Here is a 26,499-nt window from a genome sequence, read left to right on the forward strand (position 1 = left end):
GACGGACGTCTGTGAAAGTAGGTCATCGTCAAGCTCTTATTGCTCAAAACCCCCGCAAGTATCCCTTGCGGGGGTTTTGTTTTTTATGCGCGCTACGCGTACACCTTGCTACTCAGCCGTGTTCTGGGGGCAGTAAAGACCGGATCCCTGCGATCATCGGTCGGACGTCCCTTCCTTCCTCCTGGCCCGTTCTAGGCACCCTTACCGTTCTTTCCTTTGTACGGCTGCTGCACCCTGTTTAGACGAACATGGTGGTCACTTTACGCCTGGCGTTTGTTGCTGGGGTGCGGTTGTGACTGTCTCTTCAGCTTATCTCGATCAGCTATCTTCTTTAATCGCCCTTTTTGTCTCTTCCCAATGTTTTTTTAGGGCAGCTTTGGCTTGTGAGAAAAGGTTCTTACTGAGCTGTTTATTTTGCAGCTTTTTATAGTCGCCTGATCTAGACTTGGGTTCTATCCACACTTTGAATGTTTCAGGATCGATGGCGAGGAGGCCTCTATCCCATAGTGTATGCAGGTCAGCCCTTAGCAGGATTCCATTGCCAATTTGATTCGTGGATTTCCCGTTGTAAGGCGTAATATGCGCAGCTTGCAAAACATCAACTATTACGCAACCGGAGATTGGACACATCTGTTGATAATGTTTAATCAGTTTTTGCCTGAATTGTGGTTGGCCTTGGCGCTTTGTGACCTGGCGCTCTATCAGCTCTCTTCCTTCTTGCTCTGAACTGGGGTTGTACGAATTATTGTTTTCATCACTATGAAGTGTTTTGCTGCTAGCTTTTCTCTGTTTTTCACTCGGAAAGGTGTGTGTCAGTTCCAGAAATTGAGACAATTCCTCTAATGGGTCTAAAGGTGTGATGTTGAAATGAACTACCTGTATTGAGGGCTGACCCTCTGCATCTTTTAGCATTTCGACTTCAAACCGTTTGGGAACACGGTAAGGTGCTCGAAGCTCGAATTGCAGTCTTATATGCTGTTGTCGTCCATAGATTTTGAGCTGATAGATGAGTGGGTCGTCGGAGGTAGAGGCAAAGCGGTACTCTACGGTTCTGGCTCGATTTATATAACCGTGATATCCACCTACGTAGCGAGAGTAGAGAAACTCAAGGATGCGATCTAGGTTTTTTGTGGACTCTCTATGGTTGGCTCTCCATTTCTTGGCCTCAGGTTTTGTATTCGGATCCGGATCGCGCCCATGTGTCAAAGGAGCTGATTTAGGTGAGTGTTTTTTAGGTTGATTCTTGATCATACGGTTCAAATAGAAGTGAGGAAGCTTGCTCTTCTAAAGATGGTAATAGCTAATTTCAACGAGAGTTCCATAGAAAAGCAGTGGTTTCTTACCCTGCAATAAAAGTATGTAATTCTGGGGGCTTTGATGCCAAAGTTCTGAGTGAAATCCTACTCAGTTTCCTCTTTGCGCCGTAGAATACGGATAAATACTTTAGAGCTAAAGGAGTTGCCCGTGGGTGCAGAGACAACAGTAGATGCGATTGTGGTTGGGGCAGGGCACAATGGCCTGGCGGCGGCTGTGGAGTTAGCCAGCCGTGGTTGGAAGGTTCAAGTTGTGGAAGCCAAAAGTTCGGCTGGCGGTGCGGTCAGCACTCAAGAGCTGACCTTGCCGGGCTTCAAGCATGACGTATGTGCCATGAACCTGTCCTCTTTTGCCGGCTCTGCGTTTTTCCAGCGTCATAAGGATGCTTTGGGCCGCCATGGTCTGGCTTTCGTCCCCGCAGAGCATTGCTTTGCCAGTGTGTTCCGGGATCAAAGCTATTTGGGTGTCAGCACGAATCTGGAAACGACCTTGGCGCGCATTCGTGCGGTTTCTGAAAAAGACGCTCAGGCCTGGCAGGCCATGCTGGAGGACTTTCAGCGTAAAGCTCCCCATTTGTTTGCGGTGCTGGGTAGCCCTATGCCTTCCATGGGCCTGTTCAAAAGCGCGTGGAAGAGCTGGCGTGAGCTGGGCAAGGATGGCGTGGCCGAGCTGATGCAATTGCTGCTGGCGACACCTCGTGACTTTCTGGACCGCCATTTCGAGAGCGACTCATTGAAAGCCATGATGGCGGCCTGGGGGCTGCATGTGGATTTCACACCAGACACTGCCGGTGGTGCCTTGTTCCCTTACCTTGAATCCATGGCTAATCAAGCTTTCGGTATGGTGATCGGGCAGGGCGGTGCCGATACGATTATTCGTGCCATGACGGGTTTGTTGCAGGGGTTGGGCGGGGAGCTGCTATTGAATGCCCCCGTGCAAACGATTGAGCAGGAAAACGGTCGAGCCAGTGGTGTCGTTCTGGCCGATGGTCGTCGCCTGAAAGCGCGCAAGGCCGTGATTGCGAATCTGAATCCTCAACTCGTCTTTGGTCGTCTGGTGCAGTCCGCTGCGGTTCCCAAAGATTATCAGAAGAAAGTCGATGCCTTCCGCCCCGGTTTGGGCACCATGATGATTCATTTGGCGCTGGATGGCTTGCCTGACTGGAAAGCCGGTGCCGAGCTGCAGCGTTTCTCCTACGTGCATCTGGCACCCGATATGGCCATGATGAGCCGTGTCTACGCCGAAGCCGCCGCAGGCTTGTTGCCTGCCGAGCCTGTGCTGGTGGTTGGGCAGGGTACGGCCCTGGATCCTTCCCGCGCCCCAGCGGGGAAACATACCTTGTGGATTCAAGTGCGTGTGCTACCTGCTCAGGTCAAAGGCGATGCTGCTGCTCAGATTGCGGCCGGCGACTGGTCACAGCTGAAAGAGGCGTATGCAGAGCGGGTTCTGGATTTGCTCGAAAGCTATGCGCCCGGTTTGCGTAGCAAGATTCTGGGCCGCCACATCATGTCGCCCCAGGATCTGGAGCAGTTCAATGCGAACTTGATTGGTGGTGATAACCTCTCGGGCAGCCACCACCTGGATCAGAACTTTTTCTTTCGCCCAGTGGCCGGCTACTCCAAATACAAGACGCCGATCAAGGATCTGTACTTATGCGGTGCCTCGACCTGGCCGGGTGCAGGGACAGGGGCTGGATCAGGCTATATGCTGGCCAATCTGCTGGCGAAGTAAGCCCACACAACCTAGAGGCCATTCAGACGCTGCCGAGCATGCTCCAGGCGTAACTGTTTGGCCTCCATCTCCTGAAGCTGTCGCCGAATCCCATCAATATGTTCTTTGGCTGCGCGTCGGGCCAAGTCCGCTTGACCTTGCGTGACGGCATTACATAAACGGGCATGCTGTCTGTCCAGCCTGCGTTTGGAATCATGATCGGGGTACAGGTGCTGCACGGACACGCGTACCGTGGACAACATCAAGTCGTTGAACAGGCTGATCATGTGTACCAGCACCGGATTATGCGAGGCCTCACAGATAGCGGCATGAAAAGCGTGGTCGGCACGAGCAACCTGTTCAGGAGCCGCATCCTGCATTTGCAGATCTTCCAGTTCCTGAAAGCGCCGTCTTATCATGATGTGATCCGCTTCTGTCCCTCTGGAGGCAGCTAACTGGGCGGCCTCGCTTTCCAATAACTCACGCACTTCCAGCAAGTCATACAGTGTGCGCCCTTGCGCTTGCAGCAGATGCTCCAGCGGTTTGCTGACAGTGGAGTCAATCAGGTTGGCAACGAAGGACCCTTTGCCATGTCGGGTTTCAATCAAGCCGCGCACGCGCAGGATTTGTAGTCCTTCCCGCAGGGCAGAGCGGGACACTGCTAGCCGTTGCGTCAGTTGTCGCTCGGACGGCAGAACTTGTCCCGGTTTCAGGACGCCATCCATAATAAATGTTTCGATGCGTTGGGCGACCAGCTCGGCGGTGACTTCTAAACGCTTGGGTTCCTGCATGTTCATTCGTGGTCAGACCAGTTGTATGCCTGTGAAAATGATAACAAGCCGAGTATCTATCTGTCTGATTTTTAAGTATAAAGATAAACCCTAATACTCTCTAAGGGTAAAAACTGGTCGGACCAGTAGTCTGGCGGCTGGACAAGCCCGCCAGCATCAAAGACCATCCGTTTCAGGAGACTTTAAAAGACAGGAGGCGTCATGAGCTTGCGCTACGACGAAAAACTGGACGGAGTGCTGCCCCGCGTGGACAAAATGCAGCTGCTTAGCCGTTTGCGTGATGATATTCCCGACCTGGATGTGCTGCACACGGATGAGCAGTTGCACCCTTATGAGTGTGATGGGCTCAGTGTGTATCGCGCCAAACCCTTGCTGGTGGTGTTGCCTCGTAATGTGGAGCAGGTACAGGCCGTAATGCGTTTGGCCCATGAAGTCGGCGTGCCGGTGGTGGCCCGTGGTGCGGGTACCGGTTTGTCGGGCGGTGCCATGCCTTTGGAGCAGGGCATTTTGCTGGTGATGGCACGCTTGAACCAGATTCTGGATTTGGATCCCGTAGCCGGGATTGCCCGTGTTCAGCCAGGCGTGCGTAATATTGCGATCTCTCAGGCGGCCCAACCCTTTGGTTTGTATTACGCGCCGGATCCGTCTTCGCAGATTGCCTGTTCGATTGGTGGCAACGTAGCGGAAAATGCGGGTGGTGTGCATTGCCTGAAATATGGCCTGACCGTACATAATATTTTGCGCCTGGAAGTCATTACCGTCACAGGCGAACGCTTGATTCTAGGCTCCGAAGCCCTGGATTCGCCCGGTTTTGATCTGATGGCTTTGTTCACCGGTTCCGAAGGCATGTTGGGCGTCGTCACGGAAATTACGGTCAAGTTGTTGGCGCGTCCGCCCTGTACGGTGGTGCTGCTGGCCAGTTTTGACGAAGTGGAAAAAGCGGCCGATGCCGTGGCGCAGATTATTGCCCAGGGCATTGTGCCGGCAGGGCTGGAGATGATGGATCAAATGTCCATCCGTGCGGCCGAGGACTTTATTCACGCAGGCTATCCCGTTGATGCACAAGCGATTTTGCTTTGCGAGATTGATGGCGCTTTGGAAGATGTGCAGGACGATGTGGCCCGTGTCGAGCAGGTGTTGTTCCAGGCCGGTGCGCAAGAGGTGCGAGTGGCTCGGGACGAACAGGAGCGGCAGCGTTTCTGGGCTGGTCGTAAAAATGCTTTCCCCGCCGTAGGCCGGATCTCACCCGACTATTACTGTATGGATGGCACCATTCCGCGTCGTCAGTTGGCCTATGTCCTGAAGAAAACCGCCGAGCTTTCCGAAGAGTACGGCCTGCGTGTCGCCAACGTATTTCATGCTGGCGATGGCAATATGCACCCCCTGATTTTGTTCGATGCCAATGAGCCCGGCGAACTGGAACGCGCGGAAGCCTTGGGTGGCAAGATTCTGGAATTGTGTGTGGAAGTCGGCGGCACAATTACTGGCGAGCACGGCGTAGGTCGAGAAAAAATCAATCAGATGTGTGTGCAGTTCAACGAAGACGAGCTGCAGTTTTTCCATGCGATCAAAGCTGCTTTTGATCCCAAAACCATGCTAAATCCCGGCAAGAACATTCCTACCCTGCATCGCTGTGCCGAAATGGGTGGCATGCATATTCATCACGGGCAACTGCCTTTCCCAGAGTTGGAGCGATTCTGATGAGTACCGTAGAACATAAGAATCAGGATCGCAGCGCTGAATTGCTGGAGCAGGTTCAGCAAGCCCTGGCCACGAAAACCCCGTTGCGTCTGCAAGGCGGCAACACTAAAGCCTTTTTGGGCAAAGCCGTGCAGGGGCAAGCGTTGAGTCTGGCAGGCCATGAAGGTGTGGTCGATTACGACCCGGCGGAGCTGGTGGTCACGGTGCGCGCCGGGACGTCCTTGCAAGCATTGGAAAAAGTCCTGAACGAGCAAGGCCAATGCCTACCTTTTGAGCCACCTCTGTTTGATGGCCGAGCTACGGTTGGCGGAGCCACCGCCTGTGGTTTGTCGGGACCGCGCCGTCCCTGGGTGGGTTCACTACGGGACTATGTGCTGGGCTGTCGTTTGATCAGTGGCATGGGCACACATATGCGCTTTGGCGGCCAGGTCATGAAGAACGTCGCTGGTTATGACGTGTCGCGTTTGATGGTTGGTGCGCAAGGCGCCTTGGGTGTGATTACGGAGGTGTCCTTCAAGGTCCTGCCGCGTCCACGTAGTCGCGCCAGTCTGGTGCTGGATGTCGCTCAGCAAGACATGGCGGGTTTATTGCGTGGCTGGCGTGACCAAAGTCGCCCCATTACGGGTGCAGCATGGCAGGACGGGCGTTTGCATTTGCGTCTGGAAGGGGGAGACAGTTCGGTGCAGTTGGCCCAGGAGCAAATCGGCGGGGAGGCCTTGGACTTGTCCTATTGGGATGATTTGTGCGAACAGCGCCTGGAGTTTTTCAGGCAGCCCGGCACTTTGTGGCGAATTGCTTTGCCAGTGGATGCACCCGTACAAACATGGCCGGGCCAGATTCTGGTGGACTGGGGTGGGACACAACTGTGGCTAAAATCCGATGCCCCTGCCGAGCAGATTCATGAGCAGGCTCAAACCATGAAAGGGCATGCCCGTTGCTGGTCTGGATCAGGCGCCGGGCAGGATATCTTGCCCGAGTCCTTGTTGATATGGCATCAGCGCTTGAAGCAACAACTGGACCCTGTTGGGATTTTTAACCCTGGTCGTCTCTTTCCTTCGCTGGAGTCCACATGCAAACACAATTGACATCATGGGCTCAACAACTGCCGCAAGCCGAGCAAGCCCAGGCCATTTTGCGCTCCTGTGTGCATTGCGGGTTCTGTAATGCCACCTGTCCGACGTATCTGGATCAAGGCAATGAGCTGGACGGTCCCCGTGGCCGTATTTACCTGATCAAGATGTTCCTGGAAGGCAAGGCGACCTCGGAGCTGACTCAGCACCACCTGGATCGCTGCCTGAGTTGCCGTAACTGTGAAACCACCTGTCCTTCGGGGGTGAAGTATCACAACTTGCTCGATATTGGCCGGGCTGCGTTGGAGCCCAAAGTCAAGCGTCCTTTGAAGGATCGCGCCATGCGAGTCGCCTTGACGCAGATTCTGCCAGAACCCGGTCGCGTCGGTGCCTTGTTGGGGGTCGCGCGAACCATGCGTCCCTTGCTGCCATCTTCTTTACAGGAAAAAATCCCGCCCAAGCAGAATGCGGATTTGACGCGCCCTGCACAGCGACATAGCAAACGCGTTCTGATGCTGGAAGGCTGTGTGCAACCTGCCATGGCACCGTCTATTAACGCCGCGACGGCCAGAGTGCTGGACCGCTTGGGCATCAGCGTCACGCCTATCGCTCAGGCAGCTTGCTGTGGTGCATCGTCCTTTCACTTGGGCGCGCAAGAGCAGGGCTTGGAGCAGGCCCGTCGCAATATCGATGCCTGGTGGCCGCAGATCGAACAGGGGGCGGTGGCGATCGTGCAGACCGCCAGTGGCTGCGGGGCCTTTGTGAAAGAGTATGTGGATCTGTTCAGGAATGATCCTGCCTACGCCGAGCGCGCTCGCCGCGTCAGTGAACTGGCCAAAGATCTGGTCGAAGTGCTGGAGGAGCAGCCTTTGGAGGAATGCCTGAACACGCAAACCCGCCCACGTCTGGCTTTTCATTGCCCTTGTACTTTGCAGCACGCGCAGAAACTGGGGGGGCGAGTCGAGGCGGTGCTGACTCGTCTGGGTTTTGATCTGGGTGCGGTGCCTGATAGCCATTTATGCTGCGGCTCAGCCGGTACGTATTCACTGACTCAACCTGAAATTGCCGGACGCCTGCGGGACCGCAAGATGGATGCGCTGGAGAGCAGCAAACCTGACCTGATTGTTACGGCCAATATGGCTTGCGGGAATCATTTGAATGGAGCGGGCCGCACGCCGGTCAAGCATTGGATTGAGCTGGTGGATCAATACTTGAGTGCATAGTTGCAGGAATCAGGGTTGTCCGAGTCGTTGAGTGTTTGTCTGCTGCGCTTTGATGAGCTTAAAAGAACGACCCAGAGCAGCCGCATCGTTTGCGTGTGAGTATCGAGGCAGGCAGGGGCAAAGTAGGGGGTTTTGCCATCCTGCCTGCCGTTCAATAAAGCCCCTTGATGATGTGCTTGCCGCTGTTGGGCCGGCAGTCTGTGTTGCGGGAAGGGGCGGTGCGGGCTTAAGCGGTCAGTTGTTTTTCGAGCTGGTCCAGTGTTTCATAGCAGGCCAGCACTGAGGCCACGCTGGAGTTAGGCTCGCGATTTTCCAGAATGGCCGCGATGAACTCCCGGTCTTGCAGTTCAATACCATCCATGGAGACATCCACCTGCGAGACGTCGATCACCTCGTCCTTGCCGGTGGTCAGATCGTCGTAGCGGGCCAGATAGGTTCCCTTGTCGCAGATGTAGCGAAAGAAGGTGCCAAAAGGCCCATCATTGTTGAACGATAGCGATAGCGTGCACAGTGCCCCGCTTTCTGTCAGCAACTGGATGGACATGTCCATGGCAATGCCAAGCTCAGGATGAATAGGGCCTTGGATGGCATTGGCCTTGATGACTTTGGAGCCAGTCTGGTATTGAAAAAGATCGACGGTGTGCGCGGCATGATGCCAGAGCAGATGGTCTGTCCAGGAACGCGGCTTGCCCAAAGCATTGGTGTTGCTGCGGCGGAAAAAATAGGTCTGTACATCCATTTGCTGAATGTTCAATTCACCCGCCTGTATCTTTTGATGAATCCACTGATGGCTGGGGTTGAAGCGGCGCGTGTGGCCAACCATGGCCACTAGGCCTTTTTCCTGTTGTACTTGCAGCACTTCCTGGGCGCCGGCCAGGGTGTCCGCCAAGGGAATTTCAACCTGTACGTGTTTGCCCGCTTTCAGGCAGGCCAGTGTTTGTTCGGCGTGCATTTGAGTCGGGGTACACAAGATGACGGCATCGACTTCCTTGCTGGCCAGCGCCTCGTTCAGATCGCCCGAGGCGTGGGGGACGCCGTACTTTTGCGCCACTTCCTGGGCCTTGGCCTGGGTGCTGGACACGATATAGGTGACCTGGGCTTCGGGGATACGGGCCAGGCCGTCCAGATGCTTGATGCCGAAGGCGCCTGCGCCTACCAGTGCAATATTGACTTTCTTCATTTCTATTTCCTTTCGTTCAGAGTGTGGGGCCAGGCCCGCTCACGCTGTCTCTTTGTTTTCCAGGATCAGGTGTCCGACCGCGGTATTGGAGGCGGGCACATGGTAGAAGCGGTGGCGCACATCGACGTGTGGATTCATGGCGCCACGCGCGACCAGCCACATCACCAGCTCAATGCCTTCCGAGCCTGCCTCACGCACATAGTCGATATGGGGCACGCGAGCCAGGGCATCGGGGTCGGCAATCAGGCGATCCAGAAATTCGTTGTCCCATTGCGCGTTGATCAGTCCGGCGCGCGGGCCTTGCAACTGGTGGCTCATGCCGCCTGTGCCCCAGATCTGGACATTCAGATCTTCGTCATACGAGGCGACTGCGCGACCGATTGCCCGGCCCAAATCCAGACAACGCTGGCCGGAGGGGGCCGGATACTGAACCACATTGACGTGCAAGGGGATCACGGGGCAGGGCCATTGTTCGACCTGACCGAACATCAGCGACAGCGGAACGGTCAGGCCATGGTCCACTTCCATTTTGTTGCACAGCGTCAGGTCGAAATCGTCCTGAATGACCGAGTGGGCAATGTGGGCCGCCAGTTCGGGATGCCCTTGTACCGTGGGAACCGGGCGTTTGCCCCAGCCCTCGTCACTGGGTTCAAAAGAGGCGCCGGTGCCCAGGGCAAACGTGGGGATCAGGTCCAGGCTGAAGTTGTTGGCGTGGTCGTTGTAGACCAGGATGATGACATCCGGCTTGTTTTCCTGCTCCCATTGCTTGGAGAATTCGTAGCCGTCGAACACTTTTTTCCAGTAGGGTTCGGTGTGCTTGCCCAGATCCAGCGCGGCACCGATAGCGGGAACGTGCGAGGTATAAACAGAGTGTTTGATCTTTGCCATGATAGGTTCCGGTTATTTTTCTTGTTCGTGTAAGTAGCGGTTGCCTTCGGGGGAGCGGCCACCCTTGAGCATCATTTCCCGATAGTCCTGTTCGCTCATCCCGGTCATGCTGCCCGCCATTTGTTGGAAGGACAGGCCATCGGTAGCGCCGATCTTGGCCAGAAAGTAGATGTTGCCGCCCAGTTGCATGCAGCGATTCAGGTCACGGCTAAGTACAGCCTGTTTTTGCTCTGCACTCATGGGCCATTCATCCAGATAGGCGGACTCGTCCGCTTTAAAGCGGGCCCGGTTTTCTGCTTTCATCAGTGACATGCAAAACTGGTTCAGGTGGTAGCCCTTACGCGATTGTTCCGAGTCAAAAATAATCGTGCCCGGTATATCCTGGTACGGTTTGTCCAGTGCCATCGTTATCTCCTCAAATTCATGTCAACTCTTCTGGCCAATACAGGCGCATCGGGTTGTCCACTAGTAGTAATTGTTGCTCTGCGGGACTGGGCGCAATTTGCGCCACGTAGTCAACCAGCAAACCGTCATCGGGCATATGGTCTTTCAGGTTGGGGTGGGGCCAGTCAGTGCCGAACAAAACACGGTCGGGGAACTGCTGCATCAATCGGCGGGCAAATGGCACGACATCCTGATACGCATGCTGCTCGCCATGCAGGGCGGCAGGCCCGCTTTTGCTCAGACGTTCGGGACACGAGAGCTTGGACCAAATGTTCGGGTGTTCGGCCATCAAGCGTACGAACAGGTCGAACTCGGCACTCTCAGCCCCTTTGCTGACATCCGGACGGCCCATGTGGTCAACGACCACTGTGGTCGGTAGACCGGTGAAAAAATCCCATAGTTCTGGCAAATCCTGTGCCTCGAAGTACACCACCACATGCCAGCCCAAAGGCGCTATTTTATGGGCAACGCTCAGCAGTTCTTCTTTCGGCGTGAAATCGACCAGACGTTTGACAAAATTGAAACGCACACCGCGCACGCCAGCCTGGTGCATGGCGTCCAACTGCTGTTGCGTGACATCCGAGCCCAGGGTGACAACGCCACGGGCCTTGCCGTGTGAGGCCTGCAAGGCATCGAGCAGGGCGCGGTTGTCCTTGCCGTGACAGGTGGCTTGCACAATGACGTTGCGGGCAAAGCCCAGGTGGTCGCGCAAGGCAAACAACTGCTGTTTGCTGGCATCGCAGGGAGTGTATTTGCGCTCGGGGGCGAAGGGGAATTGCTCAGCGGGACCAAACACATGGCAGTGGGCATCAACCGCGCCAGCCGGCAACTGGAGCCGGGGTTTGGAGGGGGCGGCGTACCAGTCCAGCCAGCCGGGAGTCTTCTCGAAATGGCTCATCATCCTTCCTTCAGTCGATATAGCGGAGCCCGGCCTTCTCCAGGGGCTCGCGCATTTTGTACATATCCAGGCCCAGGACACCGCTGGCCAGCTTGGCGCGTTTTTCCCCCTCGAAGCTTTCTCGTTTTTGGGCAGCGGCCAGCGTGACGGCGGCCTGGGCGGCGGGTACGCACACCACGCCATCATCATCAGCCACGATGACATCGCCGGGCGTGACCCACATGCCGGCACACACGACTGGAATATTGACCGAACCCAAGGTGGCCTTGATGGTGCCCTTGGAGGAGATGGCTTTGCTCCAGACGGGAAAGTTCATTGCCTGCAAGGTGTTGATATCGCGCACTCCGGCGTCAATGATCAAGGCGCGCGCTCCACGGGCCTGGAAACTGGTGGCTAGCAGGTCGCCAAAATAGCCGTCGCTACACTCCGAGGTCACCGCAGCGACCACGATATCGCCGGGCTGTATCTGCTCGGCGACGACGTGCATCATCCAGTTGTCGCCCGGTTGCAGCAGCACCGTGACGGCGGTCCCCGAGACTTGCTGGCCGGGGTAAATCGGGCGCATATAAGGTTTGAGCAGACCGACACGGCCCATAGCTTCGTGGACAGTGGCCGAGCCCAGGGCTGCCAGTGCATCGGCGGCCTGGCGGTCGGCACGTTGAATGTTGCGGTACACGACACCCAGTTCGTACATGGTTGTTTCCTTGGTGAATGGTTGCAGGTGGCTTACAAGCCTTTTTTCTTCAGGGCAGCGTCCAGGCGCGGGAACACGCGGCGGGCGTTGCCTTCGTAGATCTGGTGGCGTTCTTGTTCGTTCAGCTTGAGCGTGGCTTCGATATAGCGTTTGGTGTCGTCGTAGTAGTGGCCGGTCGTGGGGTCAATGCCGCGCACCGCGCCAATCATTTCGCTGGCGAATAGGATGTTCTTGACAGGGATAACCTCGGTCAGCAGGTCGATGCCCGGCTGGTGGTACACGCAGGTGTCAAAGAAGATGTTGTTGAGCAGGTGCTCGTCCAGCAGGGGCTTTTTCAGCTCCTGTGCCAGACCACGGAAACGGCCCCAGTGATAGGGCACAGCGCCGCCACCATGAGGGATAAGGAACTTGAGCGTGGGAAAGTCCTTGAACAGATCGCTGGTCAGGCATTGCATGAAGGCCGTGGTGTCTGCGTTCAGATAATGGGCGCCGGTGGTGTGAAAGCAGGCATTGCAACTGGTCGAGACGTGGATCATGGCAGGGATGTCGTACTCCACCATTTTTTCGTAAATGGGGTACCAGGAGCGGTCGGACAGCGGCGGGGCCGTCCAGTGACCACCGGACGGGTCAGGGTTCAGGTTGATGCCGACGTTGCCATACTCTTCTACACACTTGACCAGTTCGGGAATGCAGGTTTTGGGGTCCACGCCCGGCGATTGCGGGAGCATGGCAGCCGGGATGAAATGGTCTGGAAACAGTTCGCTGACGCGATAGCACAGTTCGTTGCAAATGGCGGCCCAGGTGCTGGAGGTCTCGAAGTTGCCGATATGGTGGGCCATGAAACTGGCACGGGGACTGAAGATGGTCAGGTCCGAGCCGCGTTGTTTCATCAGCTTGAGCTGGTTGTTCTCGATGGTCTCGCGGATCTCGTCATCGCTGATCTTCAGATCACTGGCGCGGGGCGTTTGACTGGGGTCTTTCAGGCCGGCGATCTGCAAGTCGCGCCAGGCCCCCAGTGCGGCGGGGGCCGTGGTGTAGTGCCCGTGTACGTCGATGATCATGGAAGGGTCTCCTGCGTCTTGATGCTTAAGGGGTTAATGAGAGGGGGTAACCGTGCCGCCTTGCGGCTGCGCACGGCTGTATTGCTTGATGAGGAGGGCGGCCATGGCGATGACGCCTGGGATGGCCACAACGGTAAAGATCTGGCTGAAATCCAGGTCGCGCGCCGTCAGCTCGGCCACCAGGAAAGAACCGGCAATGCCGCCAAAACGGCCGATGCCCAGCATCCAGGCCACGCCCGTGGCGCGTCCCCGAGTGGGGTAGTAGGCCGCTGCCAGCGCAGGCATGGAGGACTGTGCGGTATTCATGAGCGTGCCGGCCAGAAAGACGACCACGACCAGGCCGCCCAGATGTCCGGCCATCTGGCCTATCCACCAGATGGATACAGCGGTCAATGCGTAGCCCAGAGCGATGATGCGGTTGGCGTTGAAGCGATCCATCAACCAGCCAGAGAGCACCGCACCTACACCACCCAAGGGGAATAGGGCGGCGACCAGGGTGCTGGTCTGGGAGCTAAGCCCGGCCTCTTTGAACAGCACGGGCATCCAGTTCATCAAGGCGTAGAAAATGACCAGCCCCATGAAGTAGGCCAGCCAGAGCATGAGTGATCCCAAGCGGTACTGACGCGATAACACGATACCGATGCCACTGTTGGCGGCAGGCTGGGGGCTGGTCTCGCTCAGGGTAAAGCGTTGGACGCCGTCCACGGCCTTGCCGGCAATGGGGGCCAGTGCCCGGCGGATGCGGTCGGCGGAGTCATTTCGGGCGACCATGTGGCGCACGGACTCGGGCAGCTTCGGGATCAGCACGATCAGTAGCAGCAGGGGGGCAATGCCACCCAGTATCAATACACTGCGCCAGCCAAACTGGGGAATCATCCAGGAGGCCAGAAAGCCGCCCAGGGCGGCACCCAGAGGAAAGCCGCAGAACATGGCATTGGTCAGGGTGGCACGGCGGGCATCGGGGCAGTATTCGCTCATCAAGGTGACGGCGTTGGGCATGGCCGCTCCCAGGCCCAAACCGGTCACAAAGCGCAGAGCGGCCAATGTCCAGATGTCTGGGGAGAAACCGGAGGCCAGGCAGGCGAGGGCAAAAACCGCTACCGAGCTGACCAGCACCGTCTTTCTGCCCAGCCGATCAGCCAGTGGCCCGGACAGCAAGGCTCCCGTTGCCAGTCCGAACAGAGCAGCGCTGAGTACGGGGGCCAGAGCAGGCTTGCTGACACCCCATTCGGCGATCAACGAAGGGGCGATATAGCCGATGGCAGCCGTATCAAAACCATCGAGCAGCACAATCAGAAAGCACAAACTGAAGATGAGCCATTGAAAGCCAGAAAAGGGGGACTCGTTGAGCAAGGTTTGCACATCAAGGCTGGGTTGGTCTGTGTTGTTGGCTAGGGATGTCATGGTTTGTCTCGTCCAATATCATTGTTTTTCGGTGGGCACCGTATGCGCAGGCGAAGCCCACCCCCTGCCACCCCAGTGGCGCAAGCCCTGCGGTGTTCTTTTTTTGTTTGAAATGCGTTTAGTTCGAGTGCGGGACCAGAACGTCGCCGCGCATCAGTGCTCTTGCGGTACGCAGCAATGCTGCCTTGGTCACAATCTCGGGGTTTTCGGGGTCGCTATCGAGCGTGACGCTGAATTCGCCAGTGGGATGTTCGACCGATAGCGTGACTGGACCTTGAGCTTGCTCGAAGCGGGCGATCCCCTCGCAAACCGTGCCGGGCAGTTTGATGGCCGTACCCACTGTCACGGCAGCCAGCACGCCAATGGCCTCATGACATACATGGGGGATGAAACTACGGGTGGTCACAGCGCCGCCGTGTTCAGGCGGGGCGATCAGTGTCATCTTCGGGTAATTCTTGGTCGAGACATCGCCCAGTCCCATGCGTTCGGATATCTGCAGGCGCAACGCTTCTACGCGTTGCTTCAGTTCCGTATTGGCGTTGAGCTCAGCCACGCTTTCCAGACCGCTTACGCCCACATCGGTCGCCTTGAAAATCACTAGCGGCATACCGTTGTCAATGCAGGTGACATCCAGGGTGAACGGGGGCAAGCCGTCCGCATGAACGGTGATGGTGTCTTTTGGGTTGCCCGTGGGCAGCAGGCCCGAGCAAACCGAGCCTGCCGTATCCAGAAAATTGATGGCAATCGGGGCGCTGGTGCCCGGTACACCGTTAATCGCGGCATCGCCGTCGTAGCTGATGACGCCTTCGGGGGTTTGCACCTGAATTTCGCTGACCATGCCGGTATTGAGCGTCAGGACTTTGACCGTGGTGGTGGGGCCTTGCGCCTGGATCAGGCCTTTTTCCAAGGCAAAGGGGACGACCGCCGCCAGCATATTGCCGCAATTGGGCTTGGTGTCCACCAGATCGGAGTCGGGCTGCAGTTGGGCAAACAAAAAGCTCAAATCAGCTTGGCCGGTGCTGCAGATGTCCACGATCCCCACTTTGCTGGTCAAGGCGTGGGCGCCACCGATGCCATCGATCTGACGACGGTCGGGTGAGCCCATCAGCCTGAGCAAGAGTCGATCTCGTTCCTGGATATCGTCGGGCAGATCTTTGGCGTAGAAGAATGGACCTTTGGATGTACCCCCCCGCATCAGGATACAAGGAATGCTATATTGGCTGGCCATAGGTGGTGCTCCATAGGTCACTGAAAAAACAGGCAAACTGCGAGGCACATTGACTGTGTTCCTATTCGCTCTTGCTATGCGTACCTATTTTAGTAAGCCCGATAAAAGATAAAAGAACGAAACCCGACTAGTAGATATGTCAAAAAAACATAGCGAAGACAAGCGCCCTATGGAATACGTGATCGATCTCAAGCAATTGAGCTACTTCACGCATGTGGCCGAACTGGGCAGCTATACCCGAGCTGCAGAATTTACCAATGTGGCTCAGCCAGTCCTGAGCCGGCAGATTCGCAAGTTGGAAATTGATTTGCGGCAGAATTTGCTGATTCGTCACGGGCGCGGTGTCATGTTGACCGACGCCGGCAAGATCTTGCTCAAACACAGCCGCTTGATTTTGCGCCAGTTGGAGCAGGCGCAGGAGGATCTGAGTCTGTCTGAGGGCAAGCTGACGGGGCACATGTATTTAGGTTTGCCGCCAACGGTGGCGCGCACCATTTCTTTGGATGTCGTGCAGGCGTTCAAGGAACAGTTACCCGATGCACACCTGACGATTATCGAGTCCCTGACGGTGAATCTGGAGGAGCAAATTCATCTGGATCGGGTCAATATGGGATTGCTGTATAACCCTTCTTCCTCGCCAACACTGGAGACGCAGCTTCTGGCCGAGGAACAGTTGCACCTGATTTGCGGTGTGGACAGCCCTTATGCGCAGGGACGCAGCCGTATAGCGCTTAAAGATCTGGCCGATATTCCGCTGATCATGCCCAGCCTGTCCAACAGTTTTCGGATGTTGGTGGAAAAAGAGATGCAAAAGCTCAATCTGAAGCCTCAGATTGAGTTTGAGATCAACAGTGTGGGGGTGATCATTCAATTGCTGGCCAAAGGCATGGGGGCTGCCATTTTGTCCCGCTCGGTGTTGGAGTTCATCCCGCAAAGTGGCTTACTGACGGCTATTCCAATCGAGCAGCCGGCCTTGGTCAATCGTTTGTACTTGGCCTATTCCTCCAAACGTTTGCCCACCAAACTCCAGGTTAAAGTGCGGCAGATCCTGATTGATATTTGCCAGCGACATTTCCCTGGTCGGGATGATTAAGCGCCTTGCTTTTGGGTCATGTTATGCCCATCCATGGCATGCAGGCGTCGAAAAATGAATGCGGAGCTCAGGGTAATGAGCCCGACAATGACAAATGTGAACTGGAAGGCTGTGGTGGCCGTCTGTACGGATGAGGCGCCAAACAGGGCTTGTCCGTAGCGCAGGAGCATGGCACCGATGGCGGTTCCCAAACCCATGGCCAGTTGCTGATTTACCGCCATCAGGCTATTGCCGCTGCTTTTTTGATAGGGACGCAATCTGGCCATGGTCAGGGTGTTGACGGCGCTGAACTGAATCGAGTTGGCGGCTCCCAAAAGCAGTAAGTGCAGACTGATCCACACGGTACTGGTTTGCGCGTCAATAAAAGCCAGCGCCGTAATCAGCAGGCCGATCAGGATGGTATTGCTGAGCAAAATGGACCGATAGCCAAATCGGTTCAGCAATGGGTGCAAAAAGGGTTTGGCTGCCATGGCGGAAATGGCCATGGGCAACAGCAAGAAAGCGGATTGCACGGGGCTGTAGGCAAAGCTGATCTGAAACAGCATGGGCAGCAAAAAGGGCAATGCTGCCATGCCGATCCGGCTAAGTAGATTGCTGCTCAAACCAATCCGATAGGTACGTACAGACAGCAGATGGCCTGGATACAAGGCGTTTTGTTTGTGCGTGCTATGGCGCTTGTAGCCTAGCAAAAGAAAAAAACCGGCCAGTATTAACATCCCTGACAAAGCGGGGCTGGCGATGTGGCCCGCCAATTCAAAGCCCAGCGTCAGCAGGCAGGCGCTGCCAATGAACAGCAGCAAGCCGTGCAGATCCAGTTTTCCCGGCTTTTCGGTGTAGTTAGGCATCCACTTGCTGGCAAAAAACAGGGACAGCACGGCAAAGGGCAGATTGATCAGGAAAATCCAGTGCCAACTGGCATATTGCACCAGATAGCCGCCTACCAGCGGCCCCAGTATGGGCCCCAGCAGAGCGGGCATGACGGCATAGTTCAATACACGCAATAACTCGGCATTGCGAAATGATTTCATCAATACCAGTCGTGCCACTGGGGTCAGCAAGGCTCCGCCCATGCCCTGAATCACACGGGAGACCAGCAGCATGGACAATTGCGAGGACAGGGCACACAACAGCGATCCCAGGCCAAACAGAAACATGGCGGCCATGAAGATTCGTCGGGTGCCAAAACGGTCGCTCAGGTGTGCGCTGATGGGGATGCATACTGCCACAGTTAGGACGTAGCTGACGATGACCGACTGCATGTGCAGGGCTGAGGTGTTCAGGTCGCGGGCCATGCTGGGCAACGCCGTGTTGAGTACGGTGACGTCCAGCATTTGCATGAAGATTGCCAACGCCAACAGCGCGGGCAACATGGTTTTTTGAAAAGGAGCAAGCGGTGCGGGGGCAGGGTGAGGCATGACAACAGGGCGCAGGGTCGGCCCGGGACCGATCCTGCGCCCGGGCCTGCAGGCCAGATTTATAAAGGATACTGGCGGGGGGTCGTCTGGACGGTAATCCAGCGCAGTTCGGTGAACTCATTGATGGCGGATTTGCTGCCAAAGCGGCCATAACCGCTGGCTTTCATGCCGCCAAACGGGGCTTGGGCCTCATCATGGACGGTGGGGCCATTGATGTGGCAAATACCGCTTTGTATCTGTTTGGCAATACTCAGGCCACGGTTCACATTCTGGGTGAATACCGCTGCCGCCAAGCCATATTCGCTATCGTTGGCCAAGCGGATTGCCTCGCTGTCTTCGTGATAGCGGGTCATGGTGACGACCGGGCCAAAGGATTCCGTGGCATAGAGCTGCATGTCGGGGGTGACGTCATTGACGATCAGCGGATGCATCAGGGCGCCCTCGATGTTCAGGGGGAGCGGCAAGGTGGCACCTTTGGCAACGGCGTCCTCTACCAGGGCTTTGATGCGCTGGGCAGACTGGGCACTTTCCAGATAGGCAAAGCGCGTGTCTGCCTGATCGGGTGAGCCAACTGGAATGGTCTTGATCTTGGCGACCAGTTTTTCCAGAAAGGACGAGGCAATCGACTCATGCACAATCAAACGCTCGGTTGACATGCAGATCTGGCCCTGGTTGAAGTAGGCGCCAAAGGCTACGCCGGCAACGGCCTGCTCCAGGTCGGCGTCTTCGCACACAATAACCGGTGCCTTGCCACCCAGTTCCAGCAGAACGGGTTTGAGGTATTTGGCGGCGGTGGCGGCGATGATCTTGCCGACCTTGGTGGAGCCGGTGAAGTTGATGCGTTTGACGGCCGGGTGGGCAATGAGCTGCTCGACGACAGCAGGCGCATCTTCGGGAGCGTGGGTAATGACGTTGATCACGCCGGCTCCGACGCCCGCGTCATTGAGCACTTGTCCCAGCAGAACATGGGTGGCCGGACACTGTTCGGAGGCTTTCAGGATGACGGTGTTGCCGCAGGCCAGGGGCATGGCCATGGCACGGGTGGCCAGAATCACGGGTGCATTCCAGGGAGCGATGCTCACGACCACGCCGCAGGGAACGCGATAGGCCATGGACAGGCTGCCGGGCAGATCCGAGGGGATGATGGAGCCGTCAATCTGCGTGGTCATGGCAGCGGCTTCACGCAAGATGTTGGCCGACAAATGTACGTTGAAACCATACCAGGAGTCGGTCGAACCTGTTTCCTGACGGACCGTGGCGATGAACTCGGCTGCGCGCTCGTCCATGAGGTCCGCCGCTTTGAGCAGGCGCAGGCGGCGCTCGGTGGGGCCCAGGGCTGACCAGTGCACAAAGGCTTGCTCGGCGGCCTGCAGCGCGGCTTGTACATCATCGGGCTGGGCGGCCGCCGCGACGGTCGCGGTTTGGCCGGTAACGGGATTCTGACGCGTAAATGTCTGTTGACCACTGGCCTCACGAAGCTGGCCATTGATCAGTAGTTGACTGGTGTTCATTATGTCTCCTGCAATGCTGCGGATAGATAGGCAAAGTTAAAACGGGTTGTTCAGGTCAATGCCGGATTTGCCCGGTGCCAGGATATTGTTCGGGTCCAGGGCGCGCTTGATCGCGTGTTCGACCTGGCGTTTCACCGTTCCGTATGATTGGGCGACCCGCTCCTGAAAGCGTGTATTGACCCGATACACGGCATACCCTTCTTTCTCGAACTCATCGAGCAGTTCATTAAAGCAGGCATCGGCCCGTGCCGTCTCTTGTGGATTGCTGCGATCGTAAAGCACATCGATGACATGGTGCATGTCTCGCCAGCCCACAATGAACTCACCGACGTAATCGAGCCCGTGCTTGTTCAAAATGGTCTTGGCCAGTGTTTTTTGCTTGTCGCATTCGCTGCCACGGGCCTGGCTGACGGGGGCGAACCACATGGAGCCACCGCCTCCGCGCCAGTTATACAAGCCAAATTCCTGCAAATTGGGCACGCCCGACATCAGTTCGGCGCGGTATTTGAAGGGTTGTGTATCGCCCGCCTCTTCCTGGGTCACCAACGTGCCTTTACCCATTTTCTTGACTGCTTCCTGGACAATTTTCCAGTTCACATCCACTTGCTCTTGTGTACCGTACAGGGCGGCGTAGACGTTCCAGGCTCCCAGGTTCTTGTCTTTCTGGATTTGCTTCAGAACGCTGTCCGGGGTGGCGCCCGGTTCACTCAGGTAGTCGCTGCGCCGCGTATTGCAGGTAGCGGCTTCCCACAGAATATTGGCAATAACCACCGAGTTGGGGATGACCTGGGCAATGCGCAAGGGGCGAATCATCTCCACGATATCGGCAATATCGGCCTCTTGCTCGAACTTGATTTCAAAGGGTTTATAGACCGGAGGTTTGGGCATGAGCCAAAACCCCATTTTGGTGCAGATGCCGTAATTGGCCTGGGTAAACATCCCGTCCAGAGTGGGACCGTATCCCCATTTGAAAACCTGCCAGGCCTTGTCGCCCGGAACACTGCCCATGCCGGTACGCAATACCTGACCGTCGGCCAGCACCAGCTCCATGCCGCATTGCATCATGAAGTGTTCGCCGTACGGGGTATAGCCCACGCCACGATCCATCGTATTGCCCAACGGGCCGGCAATGGCCGAGGGCGCAGAAAAGGACAGCATGAGAGGAATATTGTTGTCCTCCAGATAGTCGTAGAGCTGCTGATACGTCACCCCGGGTTCGACCAAAGCGGTGCACAGATCAGGGTCCACATGGAGGATCTTGTTCATTTTTTTCAGATCCAGCACCACCTGGCCCCGTTGTCCGGGCGCGGCCGAGCCATAACCGAAGTTGCGCCCAGTGGAAATGGTCCAGATAGGGATCTTGTATTCGTTGCAGATCTTGACGATCTGCTGTACCTGCTCCACGGTGGTGGCCGACAGCACCGCCGAGGGCGTATGCGCCTCTTCGGAGACCGACATCATGATTTTGGTGTAGGGCTGAATCTGTGCCGACTCCAGCAGGACATTTTCCTTGCCCAACAAGGTCTGGAACTGGGTCAGCGCCTGTTGAAACTGGGACTGATCTACCCCTTTGGGTAGCACCATTTGTTTGTTGTTTTGCACGACCCCCTCCTTAAATTTCGAGCATGAACGACACGTGATGGCCGTTTACGTAGTGTGTGTTTTGAATGGCAGATTGTATGGGTGCGGCCCCGGCCAAGGCAGCGCCCAGACCTTGGCTGTCCCGGGTGCTGAGCTGTGCGTGGTGGGCCTGCCAATGCAGACGGCCCTGAGCGCTGCGCAGCAGATCGATCACAATGGTGGCGCTGGCATCATCGACCAGCCCCAGGATTTTTTTAGGCCCTGTCTGCTCTAGCAGGGTTTGCCATTGGCGCAGAAAGGACAAGTCGGTGCTGGTGTACAGCACCTGGGGGGCTGACGCGGGCTGGTACGCCTTTACGCCGCTGAGAAATGCCGACGCGCATTGGCCCGGCGTAAGAATGACATGCAGGGGGGGCGCTTGCTGTACACGGTTTGCCCAGGCAGTGGCGGACGAACCCAGGCTGCCCAGGGCCGATCCTGTCAGTACCATGCCTTTGAGAACCTGACGACGTTGACTGTTCATGCCAGGCTCCTTATTTGATGGTCGCGCTGGCGGGCACCCGGGCCGGGGAGGTGGACAGATACTGACCTAGCTCCTTGAGGGTGGCATCGCTGATATGGGTCTGCGGAAAGGCAGGCATGGCTCTTAGGCCGCTGCGCACAATAATGGCAAAGAACTCGGGCGGAAGCTGCCGGCCTTTCAGCTCCGGGCCGATTCCTGCTTCGTGACAGTAAATACAGGTTTTTTCGTAGGTTTTCTGCCCCAGTGTCTTTGCTTGTTCGGCGGCAGCGCCTGTCGAAAAACACAAGCTTCCCAGGCCCGCCAATGTCAGCAAGCGAGCCGTTCTGAGAGCGTGGCAAGTGAAGCCTTGTATTGCTGGCCTGTGGTAAGCCATATCCGTCTCCTGGTTACGATTGATTTTGATGTTTTTTGTTAGTAGGGAAGACCAACGTAGTTCTCGGCAAGCAGGCGGGCGCCGTGCTCGGAGTTCATCAGTTGGTTAAATTCTGCTGCCTGAAGTTTGTGATCCCAGTGATTCATGTCCGGGAAGGTGTGCATCATCCGCGTCATGTACCAGGAGAACCGCTCCGCGCCCCAGATGCGTTTCAGACAACGATCCGAGTAGCTCTCTATTTTGTCGCGACACTGGTTCTGGTAGAAGTCCAGCAGCGCCTCCGAGAGGTACAAGACATCACTGGCGGCCAGATTCAGGCCTTTGGCGCCGGTGGGAGGAACAATATGGGCCGCATCACCTGCCAGGAACAGGTTGTGATGGCGCATGGGTTCGGTCACGAAGCTGCGTAAAGGGGCAATGCTTTTTTCAATGCTGGGGCCGGTGACTAGGTTGGCAGAACGTTCAGGCCCCAGACGGGTGCGTAGTTCGTCCCAGAAACGCTCATCGGACCAGTCTTCTACCTTGTCGCTCAAGGGCACCTGAAGATAGTAGCGGCTGCGTGTTTTGGAGCGTTGGCTGCACAGTACAAAGCCGCGCTCATGCTTTACATAGATCAGTTCGTCCGAGACCGGTGGGGTGTCAGCCATCAGGCCCAACCAGCCAAAGGGATACACACACTCGTAGGTTTTCAGGATATCGGCCGGAATGGCGGGACGCGATACACCATGAAAGCCGTCACAACCGACGATGAAGTCACAGTCCAGACGGTGTGTCTGCCCTTCGTGCTTATAGGTGACATAAGGGTGGCTGCTTTCTACTTCATGCAAGGCCACCTCTTGGGCTTCATAGACGGTTGTCGCGCCGATCTTTTCACGTGCCTGCATCAAGTCGCGGGTGACTTCGGTCTGGCCATAGACCACGACATGGCGATTGACCAGTTTTTCAAAATCGACTCGAAACGAGGTGTCGCCAAACACCAGTTCACAGCCATTGTGTACCAGACCGTTCTTTTTCAGATTATCGGTGACACCGGCCTGCTCCAGGGCATCGACGGTGACGCTTTCCAGCACGCCGGCCCGAATGCGGCCCAGAACGTAGTCTCCCGTTTGACGTTCAAGAATGATGTTGTCGATACCGTTTCGGGACAGAATCTGTCCCAGCAGCAAACCGGACGGGCCCGCTCCGATAATAGCTACTTGAGTTCGCATTTTTTTCTCCACCAAGATGTTGCTGTGTTACTCGCTGTTTGGCGTATTGTCGTGAAAAAATCAGCAGGCAAATACATCGAATATGTACTAGCAGCTATGCGTTTTTATGCGAACAGTACTGTTTGAGTAGCCGAATCAATTTTAGGTGTTCTGTCTTCGAGTTGGACGTGTGTCTTTTCCTTTTGCACGGTGAGCGGATGAGCTTAAGGCCCTGTCTGCCTGGGCCAGCACACGGTATGTTCGATACTTTGGCATGGTGCGGCGCAGCCGTGGTGAGAGCCGCAGGGTCCGGCCTTATATCGCTGGCTGGCCTGATGCGTGCCGATAAGCCATGACGTTTCGTTCCTGAAAATAGCGCGCGGACGGTACGCCTGAGGCTAGGTTTCTAACGCAGTTCACGCGCTTTGCAACGAGTCTTGCCTAGCTCGTCCTTTCGGCAAGAGGTCGCAGCGGTGCCCTCAGCATCAAAATAAATCCCCATGTCTTCTTTCTTGTTGTCGGGCGGGCCGAAGCGATTGGCCGGGTTCCTGTTCTGTTCAAGCTGAGGCAGGCGGTTGCGCTCCAGTTGCTGCTCGCGAGCCGCCTGGCGTGCTTTTTCCTCATTGTTCAGTGCCTTTTGGAAGTTTCTGCTGAACTCCGAGTCCTGGGCTGGAACTCTGGGCGTGCTTGGCGAAGGACTCGCTTGGCCTGGCATGGCGGAAGTCGAGCGCAGTTTTTTAAGATCTTCAGTGGTGACGGAAAAGTCGGTAGAAGCCGCGTGGCTGGCAACGGCAAGGAGACTGAGCAAGCCAATTGCAATGGGATTCAGGTATTTGCGCATCAGAATGTACTCGACGTGAATGAGGTTTGATTATCTATCGCTTGATAGACATTTCATGTTTTTTTGTTGGCATTCGATGCAAAGGGTTTGCCAGGGCACAAACGGCAACAGGGTGAACCAGGCGTCCGCAGCTCAGCCAGATAGCGCCAAGCTTTGCCAAGAGGGCGATAGAACAGAATAATGTCACGCACACACGCGGTCGGACGTTTAATGTGGTTTTCGGAAATAGGCTTGGGAAAACGCATTTGGCACCGTGGCGACGTAACATGTGCTGTGTATCCAGACAAGGCCTTAGGAAGGAGAGGAAATGAGCGGGCAGAAACAAGATCGCAGTGCATTTTTTTCAGTACGAACAGTCGCTATATCGCTCGTACTCTGTATGGGAGGTGCAGCGGCTCATGCTGCGTCAGTCTCGTTTTCTCATAAGGACTGGGACCTGAGCTGCGATAACACGCTAACTTGCCGTGCTGCCGGTTACGCTGCTGATGGTGAAGAGTCCGGTTCAACGGTTTTATTGACTCGTAAAGCGGGCAGTGGAGAGCCGGTGGCCAATAGAGTCATGCTTGCCCACTATAGTGATGCCAAGTGGCAAAAAGGCTCAGCACCAGAACTTGTTATTGCGGGCCGTAAAGCAGGTCCACTGAGTTTTGCGAGTGACGAAGCATGGCAAATGAACGAGGCACAGTTAGCCCTGTTTTTGACAGCCTTGCAAAAAGATCAGGCAATCTCCTTTCGTGAGAATGGCAGCACCTATGCGTTCTCGGGAGCCGGTTCAAGTGCGGTCTTGTTGAAAATGGACGATGTTCAAGGGCGGGTAAATACCCCAGGCGCTATTTTGCGTAAAGGAAAAGGCAGTGAGTCTTCGGTAAAGGCGCCTATTGCTGCGCCAGTTATCAACCGTGCCCCGGTAGTGGATAAAAGCCTGCGCCCGATGACAGCGCAAGAGGACGCCTTGATCAGGCCTGTGCTTTTGAAGGTGCTAGCCGCTGACCAAGAGCCATCCTGCAGCGCAGACATACTGTCCGAGCCATGGGAAATTGCACGACTGAATCAGCAGTTCTCCCTGGTTGGCGCACCTTGCTGGCTAGCGGCTTACAACGCTGGGGCAGCCTATTTTTTGATCGATAACACTATGCAGTCTGCGCCGGTATTAGTCAGTACCAGTGCCACTGACTACGATAATGGAACCATTTCGTCCAGCATGAAGGGCCGTGGGTTGGGCGATTGCTGGAGTTATGAAGCATCGGTCTGGGATGGAGCCGAGTTTGTTGCAAGTGAACGCGGCGACACGGGGCGCTGCGCACTGATTCGAGCGGGGGGCGCTTGGGTTATTCCGGAGTATCTCAGCCAAGTTGTTGGGCCGTGAGGCTGTATAAAAGCCATTGATGCGGCCTTTGGAGATGGATAAGCCCCGGTTTTGGAGTCTGGGGTTTATTTTTTTGGTGCTCAGTCTGGCGATGGTGTGTTGGCAAGTTGAAAGATGCCGACGGCTTCTGGGCTGGACCGCGATGGTTGCCCGCCTGTTTTGTCATGCGCCTATTTTCGTGGGGCCTGCCGTGGGGCTTTTTGGGGGCCGTCTATGTGGAATAGTTGAAGCCAGGCGATCAAATGCTTCTGCGCTGAGAAAGCTAAACCATTGATTTGATGACTATTGATTATTTTATTTCAATGGTTTTAGATTAGCTGGTGCCGATGAAAGGAATCGAACCCTCGACCTTCTCATTACGAATGAGCTGCTCTACCGACTGAGCTACATCGGCTAACCTAAGACAGTAAGTATATCCTGTTTTTTTTGAGTTTGTAAATTCTGCGCGCGCATTTGCGGCGTAGCGTGCTATGTTGGGCGTTTTCAGCCTGTTAAGGGGACGGTGATGCTGGGGATCAAGATCAGTTTGGTGGTAGCGGCTTTCTTGCCTTGGTTGGCAGCGATTTGTGCTAAAGCCGGTGCGGCGGGTTTTACGAATCACGAACCTCGTCCGTGGCTGGCCAGTTTGTCGGGCTGGCGCTCTCGGGCCAATGCGGCGCAGGCCAATGCGTTTGAGGCACTGCCGTTCTTTTATGCGGCGGTGTTGTTGGCCTTGTGGTCGGGGGCAGATGCCTTGCGCGTGCAAAACCTGATGATGGTCTGGATCGCGCTGCGTGTGTTGTATCTGTTGATGTACATCATGGACAAGGCCAGCTTGCGTTCGCTGGTGTGGTTCCTGGCCGTGGCGGTCAATATCTGGATTTTGTTTTTGCCAGTGGTCGTGGTGTAAATCTGCTGCAAAGGTAAAGGGGCTGGTTCCGCCTGAGAAGGTAGAACCAGCCCCTTTTTTATACATCCAGACAACACGCTATCTCATCTGATAAACCGGCCAGAGCAGCGGATG

Annotated in this window: 24 protein-coding genes and 1 tRNA gene; 7 read left to right on the plus strand and 18 right to left on the minus strand. The window is 56.1% G+C overall.

Features of this window, described 5'->3' with window-relative positions:
- Positions 1 to 318: 318 nt before the first annotated feature.
- Positions 319 to 1,251, minus strand: a complete 933-nt coding sequence (locus AB7E06_RS11380; protein WP_395029958.1) for an HNH endonuclease — start codon at positions 1,249 to 1,251, stop codon at positions 319 to 321.
- Positions 1,252 to 1,464: 213 nt separating this feature from the next.
- On the opposite strand from AB7E06_RS11380, the gene AB7E06_RS11385 reads away from it, so the two are divergent.
- A complete protein-coding gene (locus AB7E06_RS11385; RefSeq protein WP_427957044.1) occupies positions 1,465 to 3,045 on the plus strand; it encodes a phytoene desaturase family protein in 1,581 nt (526 codons plus the stop codon).
- Between the two features lie 11 nt (positions 3,046 to 3,056).
- Here AB7E06_RS11385 and glcC read toward each other — a convergent pair whose 3' ends face one another.
- Positions 3,057 to 3,821: a transcriptional regulator GlcC gene (glcC, locus tag AB7E06_RS11390; RefSeq protein WP_094196052.1), complete on the minus strand. Its 765-nt coding sequence runs from the start codon at positions 3,819 to 3,821 to the stop codon at positions 3,057 to 3,059.
- Between the two features lie 195 nt (positions 3,822 to 4,016).
- On the opposite strand from glcC, the gene glcD reads away from it, so the two are divergent.
- The 3 genes from glcD to glcF are packed head-to-tail and all read left to right on the plus strand — an operon-like array spanning position 4,017 to position 7,809.
- The gene (gene glcD, locus AB7E06_RS11395; protein ID WP_427957047.1) at positions 4,017 to 5,516 is read left to right on the plus strand and encodes a glycolate oxidase subunit GlcD; all 1,500 of its coding nucleotides are present in this window, start codon (positions 4,017 to 4,019) and stop codon (positions 5,514 to 5,516) included.
- Positions 5,516 to 6,601 (plus strand): glycolate oxidase subunit GlcE, encoded by a 1,086-nt coding sequence (gene glcE / locus AB7E06_RS11400; RefSeq protein ID WP_230018746.1) that lies wholly within the window; start codon positions 5,516 to 5,518, stop codon positions 6,599 to 6,601. The genes glcD and glcE overlap by 1 nt, the downstream gene beginning before the upstream one ends.
- Positions 6,586 to 7,809, plus strand: coding sequence for a glycolate oxidase subunit GlcF (gene glcF / locus AB7E06_RS11405; RefSeq protein WP_427957051.1), 1,224 nt, complete (start codon positions 6,586 to 6,588; stop codon positions 7,807 to 7,809). The genes glcE and glcF overlap by 16 nt, the downstream gene beginning before the upstream one ends.
- 226 nt (positions 7,810 to 8,035) lie before the next feature.
- On the opposite strand, the gene AB7E06_RS11410 is transcribed toward glcF, so the two are convergent.
- From AB7E06_RS11410 to AB7E06_RS11445, 8 genes are all read right to left on the minus strand, one after another.
- Complete coding sequence (locus tag AB7E06_RS11410) at positions 8,036 to 8,989, minus strand: Gfo/Idh/MocA family oxidoreductase (RefSeq protein ID WP_094196056.1); 954 nt, start codon at positions 8,987 to 8,989, stop codon at positions 8,036 to 8,038.
- A 39-nt stretch (positions 8,990 to 9,028) separates the two neighbouring features.
- Positions 9,029 to 9,877 (minus strand): class III extradiol dioxygenase subunit beta, encoded by an 849-nt coding sequence (locus AB7E06_RS11415; RefSeq protein WP_094196057.1) that lies wholly within the window; start codon positions 9,875 to 9,877, stop codon positions 9,029 to 9,031.
- Positions 9,878 to 9,889: 12 nt separating this feature from the next.
- Positions 9,890 to 10,282, minus strand: coding sequence for a protocatechuate 4,5-dioxygenase subunit alpha (gene ligA / locus AB7E06_RS11420; protein WP_094196058.1), 393 nt, complete (start codon positions 10,280 to 10,282; stop codon positions 9,890 to 9,892).
- 16 nt (positions 10,283 to 10,298) lie between these two features.
- Positions 10,299 to 11,219: an amidohydrolase family protein gene (locus AB7E06_RS11425; RefSeq protein WP_094196059.1), complete on the minus strand. Its 921-nt coding sequence runs from the start codon at positions 11,217 to 11,219 to the stop codon at positions 10,299 to 10,301.
- Positions 11,220 to 11,229: 10 nt separating this feature from the next.
- Positions 11,230 to 11,913 (minus strand): 4-carboxy-4-hydroxy-2-oxoadipate aldolase/oxaloacetate decarboxylase, encoded by a 684-nt coding sequence (ligK, locus tag AB7E06_RS11430; RefSeq protein ID WP_094196060.1) that lies wholly within the window; start codon positions 11,911 to 11,913, stop codon positions 11,230 to 11,232.
- A gap of 32 nt (positions 11,914 to 11,945) precedes the next feature.
- Positions 11,946 to 12,974, minus strand: coding sequence for an amidohydrolase family protein (locus tag AB7E06_RS11435; protein WP_094196061.1), 1,029 nt, complete (start codon positions 12,972 to 12,974; stop codon positions 11,946 to 11,948).
- A 33-nt stretch (positions 12,975 to 13,007) separates the two neighbouring features.
- The gene (locus tag AB7E06_RS11440) at positions 13,008 to 14,378 is read right to left on the minus strand and encodes an MFS transporter (RefSeq protein WP_427957058.1); all 1,371 of its coding nucleotides are present in this window, start codon (positions 14,376 to 14,378) and stop codon (positions 13,008 to 13,010) included.
- A 118-nt stretch (positions 14,379 to 14,496) separates the two neighbouring features.
- Positions 14,497 to 15,606 (minus strand): 4-oxalomesaconate tautomerase, encoded by a 1,110-nt coding sequence (locus AB7E06_RS11445; protein ID WP_108727118.1) that lies wholly within the window; start codon positions 15,604 to 15,606, stop codon positions 14,497 to 14,499.
- A gap of 136 nt (positions 15,607 to 15,742) precedes the next feature.
- Between AB7E06_RS11445 and AB7E06_RS11450 the strand changes: the two genes are divergently transcribed.
- Positions 15,743 to 16,699 carry a LysR family transcriptional regulator gene (locus AB7E06_RS11450; protein WP_022983202.1) on the plus strand — a complete coding sequence of 319 codons (957 nt, stop codon included), beginning with the start codon at positions 15,743 to 15,745 and terminating at the stop codon, positions 16,697 to 16,699.
- On the opposite strand, the gene AB7E06_RS11455 is transcribed toward AB7E06_RS11450, so the two are convergent.
- The 7 genes from AB7E06_RS11455 to AB7E06_RS11485 all read right to left on the minus strand — a co-directional run bounded on the left by AB7E06_RS11455 (position 16,696) and on the right by AB7E06_RS11485 (position 24,130).
- Positions 16,696 to 18,114 (minus strand): MFS transporter, encoded by a 1,419-nt coding sequence (locus AB7E06_RS11455; protein WP_406611818.1) that lies wholly within the window; start codon positions 18,112 to 18,114, stop codon positions 16,696 to 16,698. The genes AB7E06_RS11450 and AB7E06_RS11455 overlap by 4 nt on opposite strands.
- A gap of 59 nt (positions 18,115 to 18,173) precedes the next feature.
- Complete coding sequence (locus tag AB7E06_RS11460) at positions 18,174 to 19,625, minus strand: aldehyde dehydrogenase (RefSeq protein WP_094196064.1); 1,452 nt, start codon at positions 19,623 to 19,625, stop codon at positions 18,174 to 18,176.
- Between the two features lie 36 nt (positions 19,626 to 19,661).
- On the minus strand, positions 19,662 to 21,227 hold the full coding sequence (locus AB7E06_RS11465; RefSeq protein WP_234354390.1) for an FAD-binding oxidoreductase: 1,566 nt from the start codon (positions 21,225 to 21,227) through the stop codon (positions 19,662 to 19,664).
- A gap of 10 nt (positions 21,228 to 21,237) precedes the next feature.
- Positions 21,238 to 21,729 (minus strand): hypothetical protein, encoded by a 492-nt coding sequence (locus tag AB7E06_RS11470; RefSeq protein WP_321265830.1) that lies wholly within the window; start codon positions 21,727 to 21,729, stop codon positions 21,238 to 21,240.
- A gap of 10 nt (positions 21,730 to 21,739) precedes the next feature.
- On the minus strand, positions 21,740 to 22,102 hold the full coding sequence (locus AB7E06_RS11475; RefSeq protein WP_346548812.1) for a cytochrome c: 363 nt from the start codon (positions 22,100 to 22,102) through the stop codon (positions 21,740 to 21,742).
- 38 nt (positions 22,103 to 22,140) lie between these two features.
- The gene (gene pobA / locus AB7E06_RS11480; protein WP_094196067.1) at positions 22,141 to 23,310 is read right to left on the minus strand and encodes a 4-hydroxybenzoate 3-monooxygenase; all 1,170 of its coding nucleotides are present in this window, start codon (positions 23,308 to 23,310) and stop codon (positions 22,141 to 22,143) included.
- 385 nt (positions 23,311 to 23,695) lie between these two features.
- Positions 23,696 to 24,130 (minus strand): hypothetical protein, encoded by a 435-nt coding sequence (locus AB7E06_RS11485; protein ID WP_427957067.1) that lies wholly within the window; start codon positions 24,128 to 24,130, stop codon positions 23,696 to 23,698.
- Positions 24,131 to 24,437: 307 nt separating this feature from the next.
- Here AB7E06_RS11485 and AB7E06_RS11490 point away from each other — a divergent pair, with 307 nt between their 5' ends.
- A complete protein-coding gene (locus AB7E06_RS11490) occupies positions 24,438 to 25,496 on the plus strand; it encodes a DUF1176 domain-containing protein (protein WP_427957070.1) in 1,059 nt (352 codons plus the stop codon).
- A gap of 318 nt (positions 25,497 to 25,814) precedes the next feature.
- Here AB7E06_RS11490 and AB7E06_RS11495 read toward each other — a convergent pair.
- Positions 25,815 to 25,890: transfer RNA gene (locus tag AB7E06_RS11495), tRNA-Thr, on the minus strand.
- A gap of 111 nt (positions 25,891 to 26,001) precedes the next feature.
- On the opposite strand from AB7E06_RS11495, the gene AB7E06_RS11500 reads away from it, so the two are divergent.
- Complete coding sequence (locus AB7E06_RS11500; protein ID WP_094196070.1) at positions 26,002 to 26,385, plus strand: MAPEG family protein; 384 nt, start codon at positions 26,002 to 26,004, stop codon at positions 26,383 to 26,385.
- Positions 26,386 to 26,499 lie beyond the last annotated feature (114 nt).

Source organism: Alcaligenes sp. (assembly GCF_050255915.1).
Taxonomy (GTDB): Bacteria; Pseudomonadota; Gammaproteobacteria; order Burkholderiales; family Burkholderiaceae_B; genus Alcaligenes; species Alcaligenes aquatilis.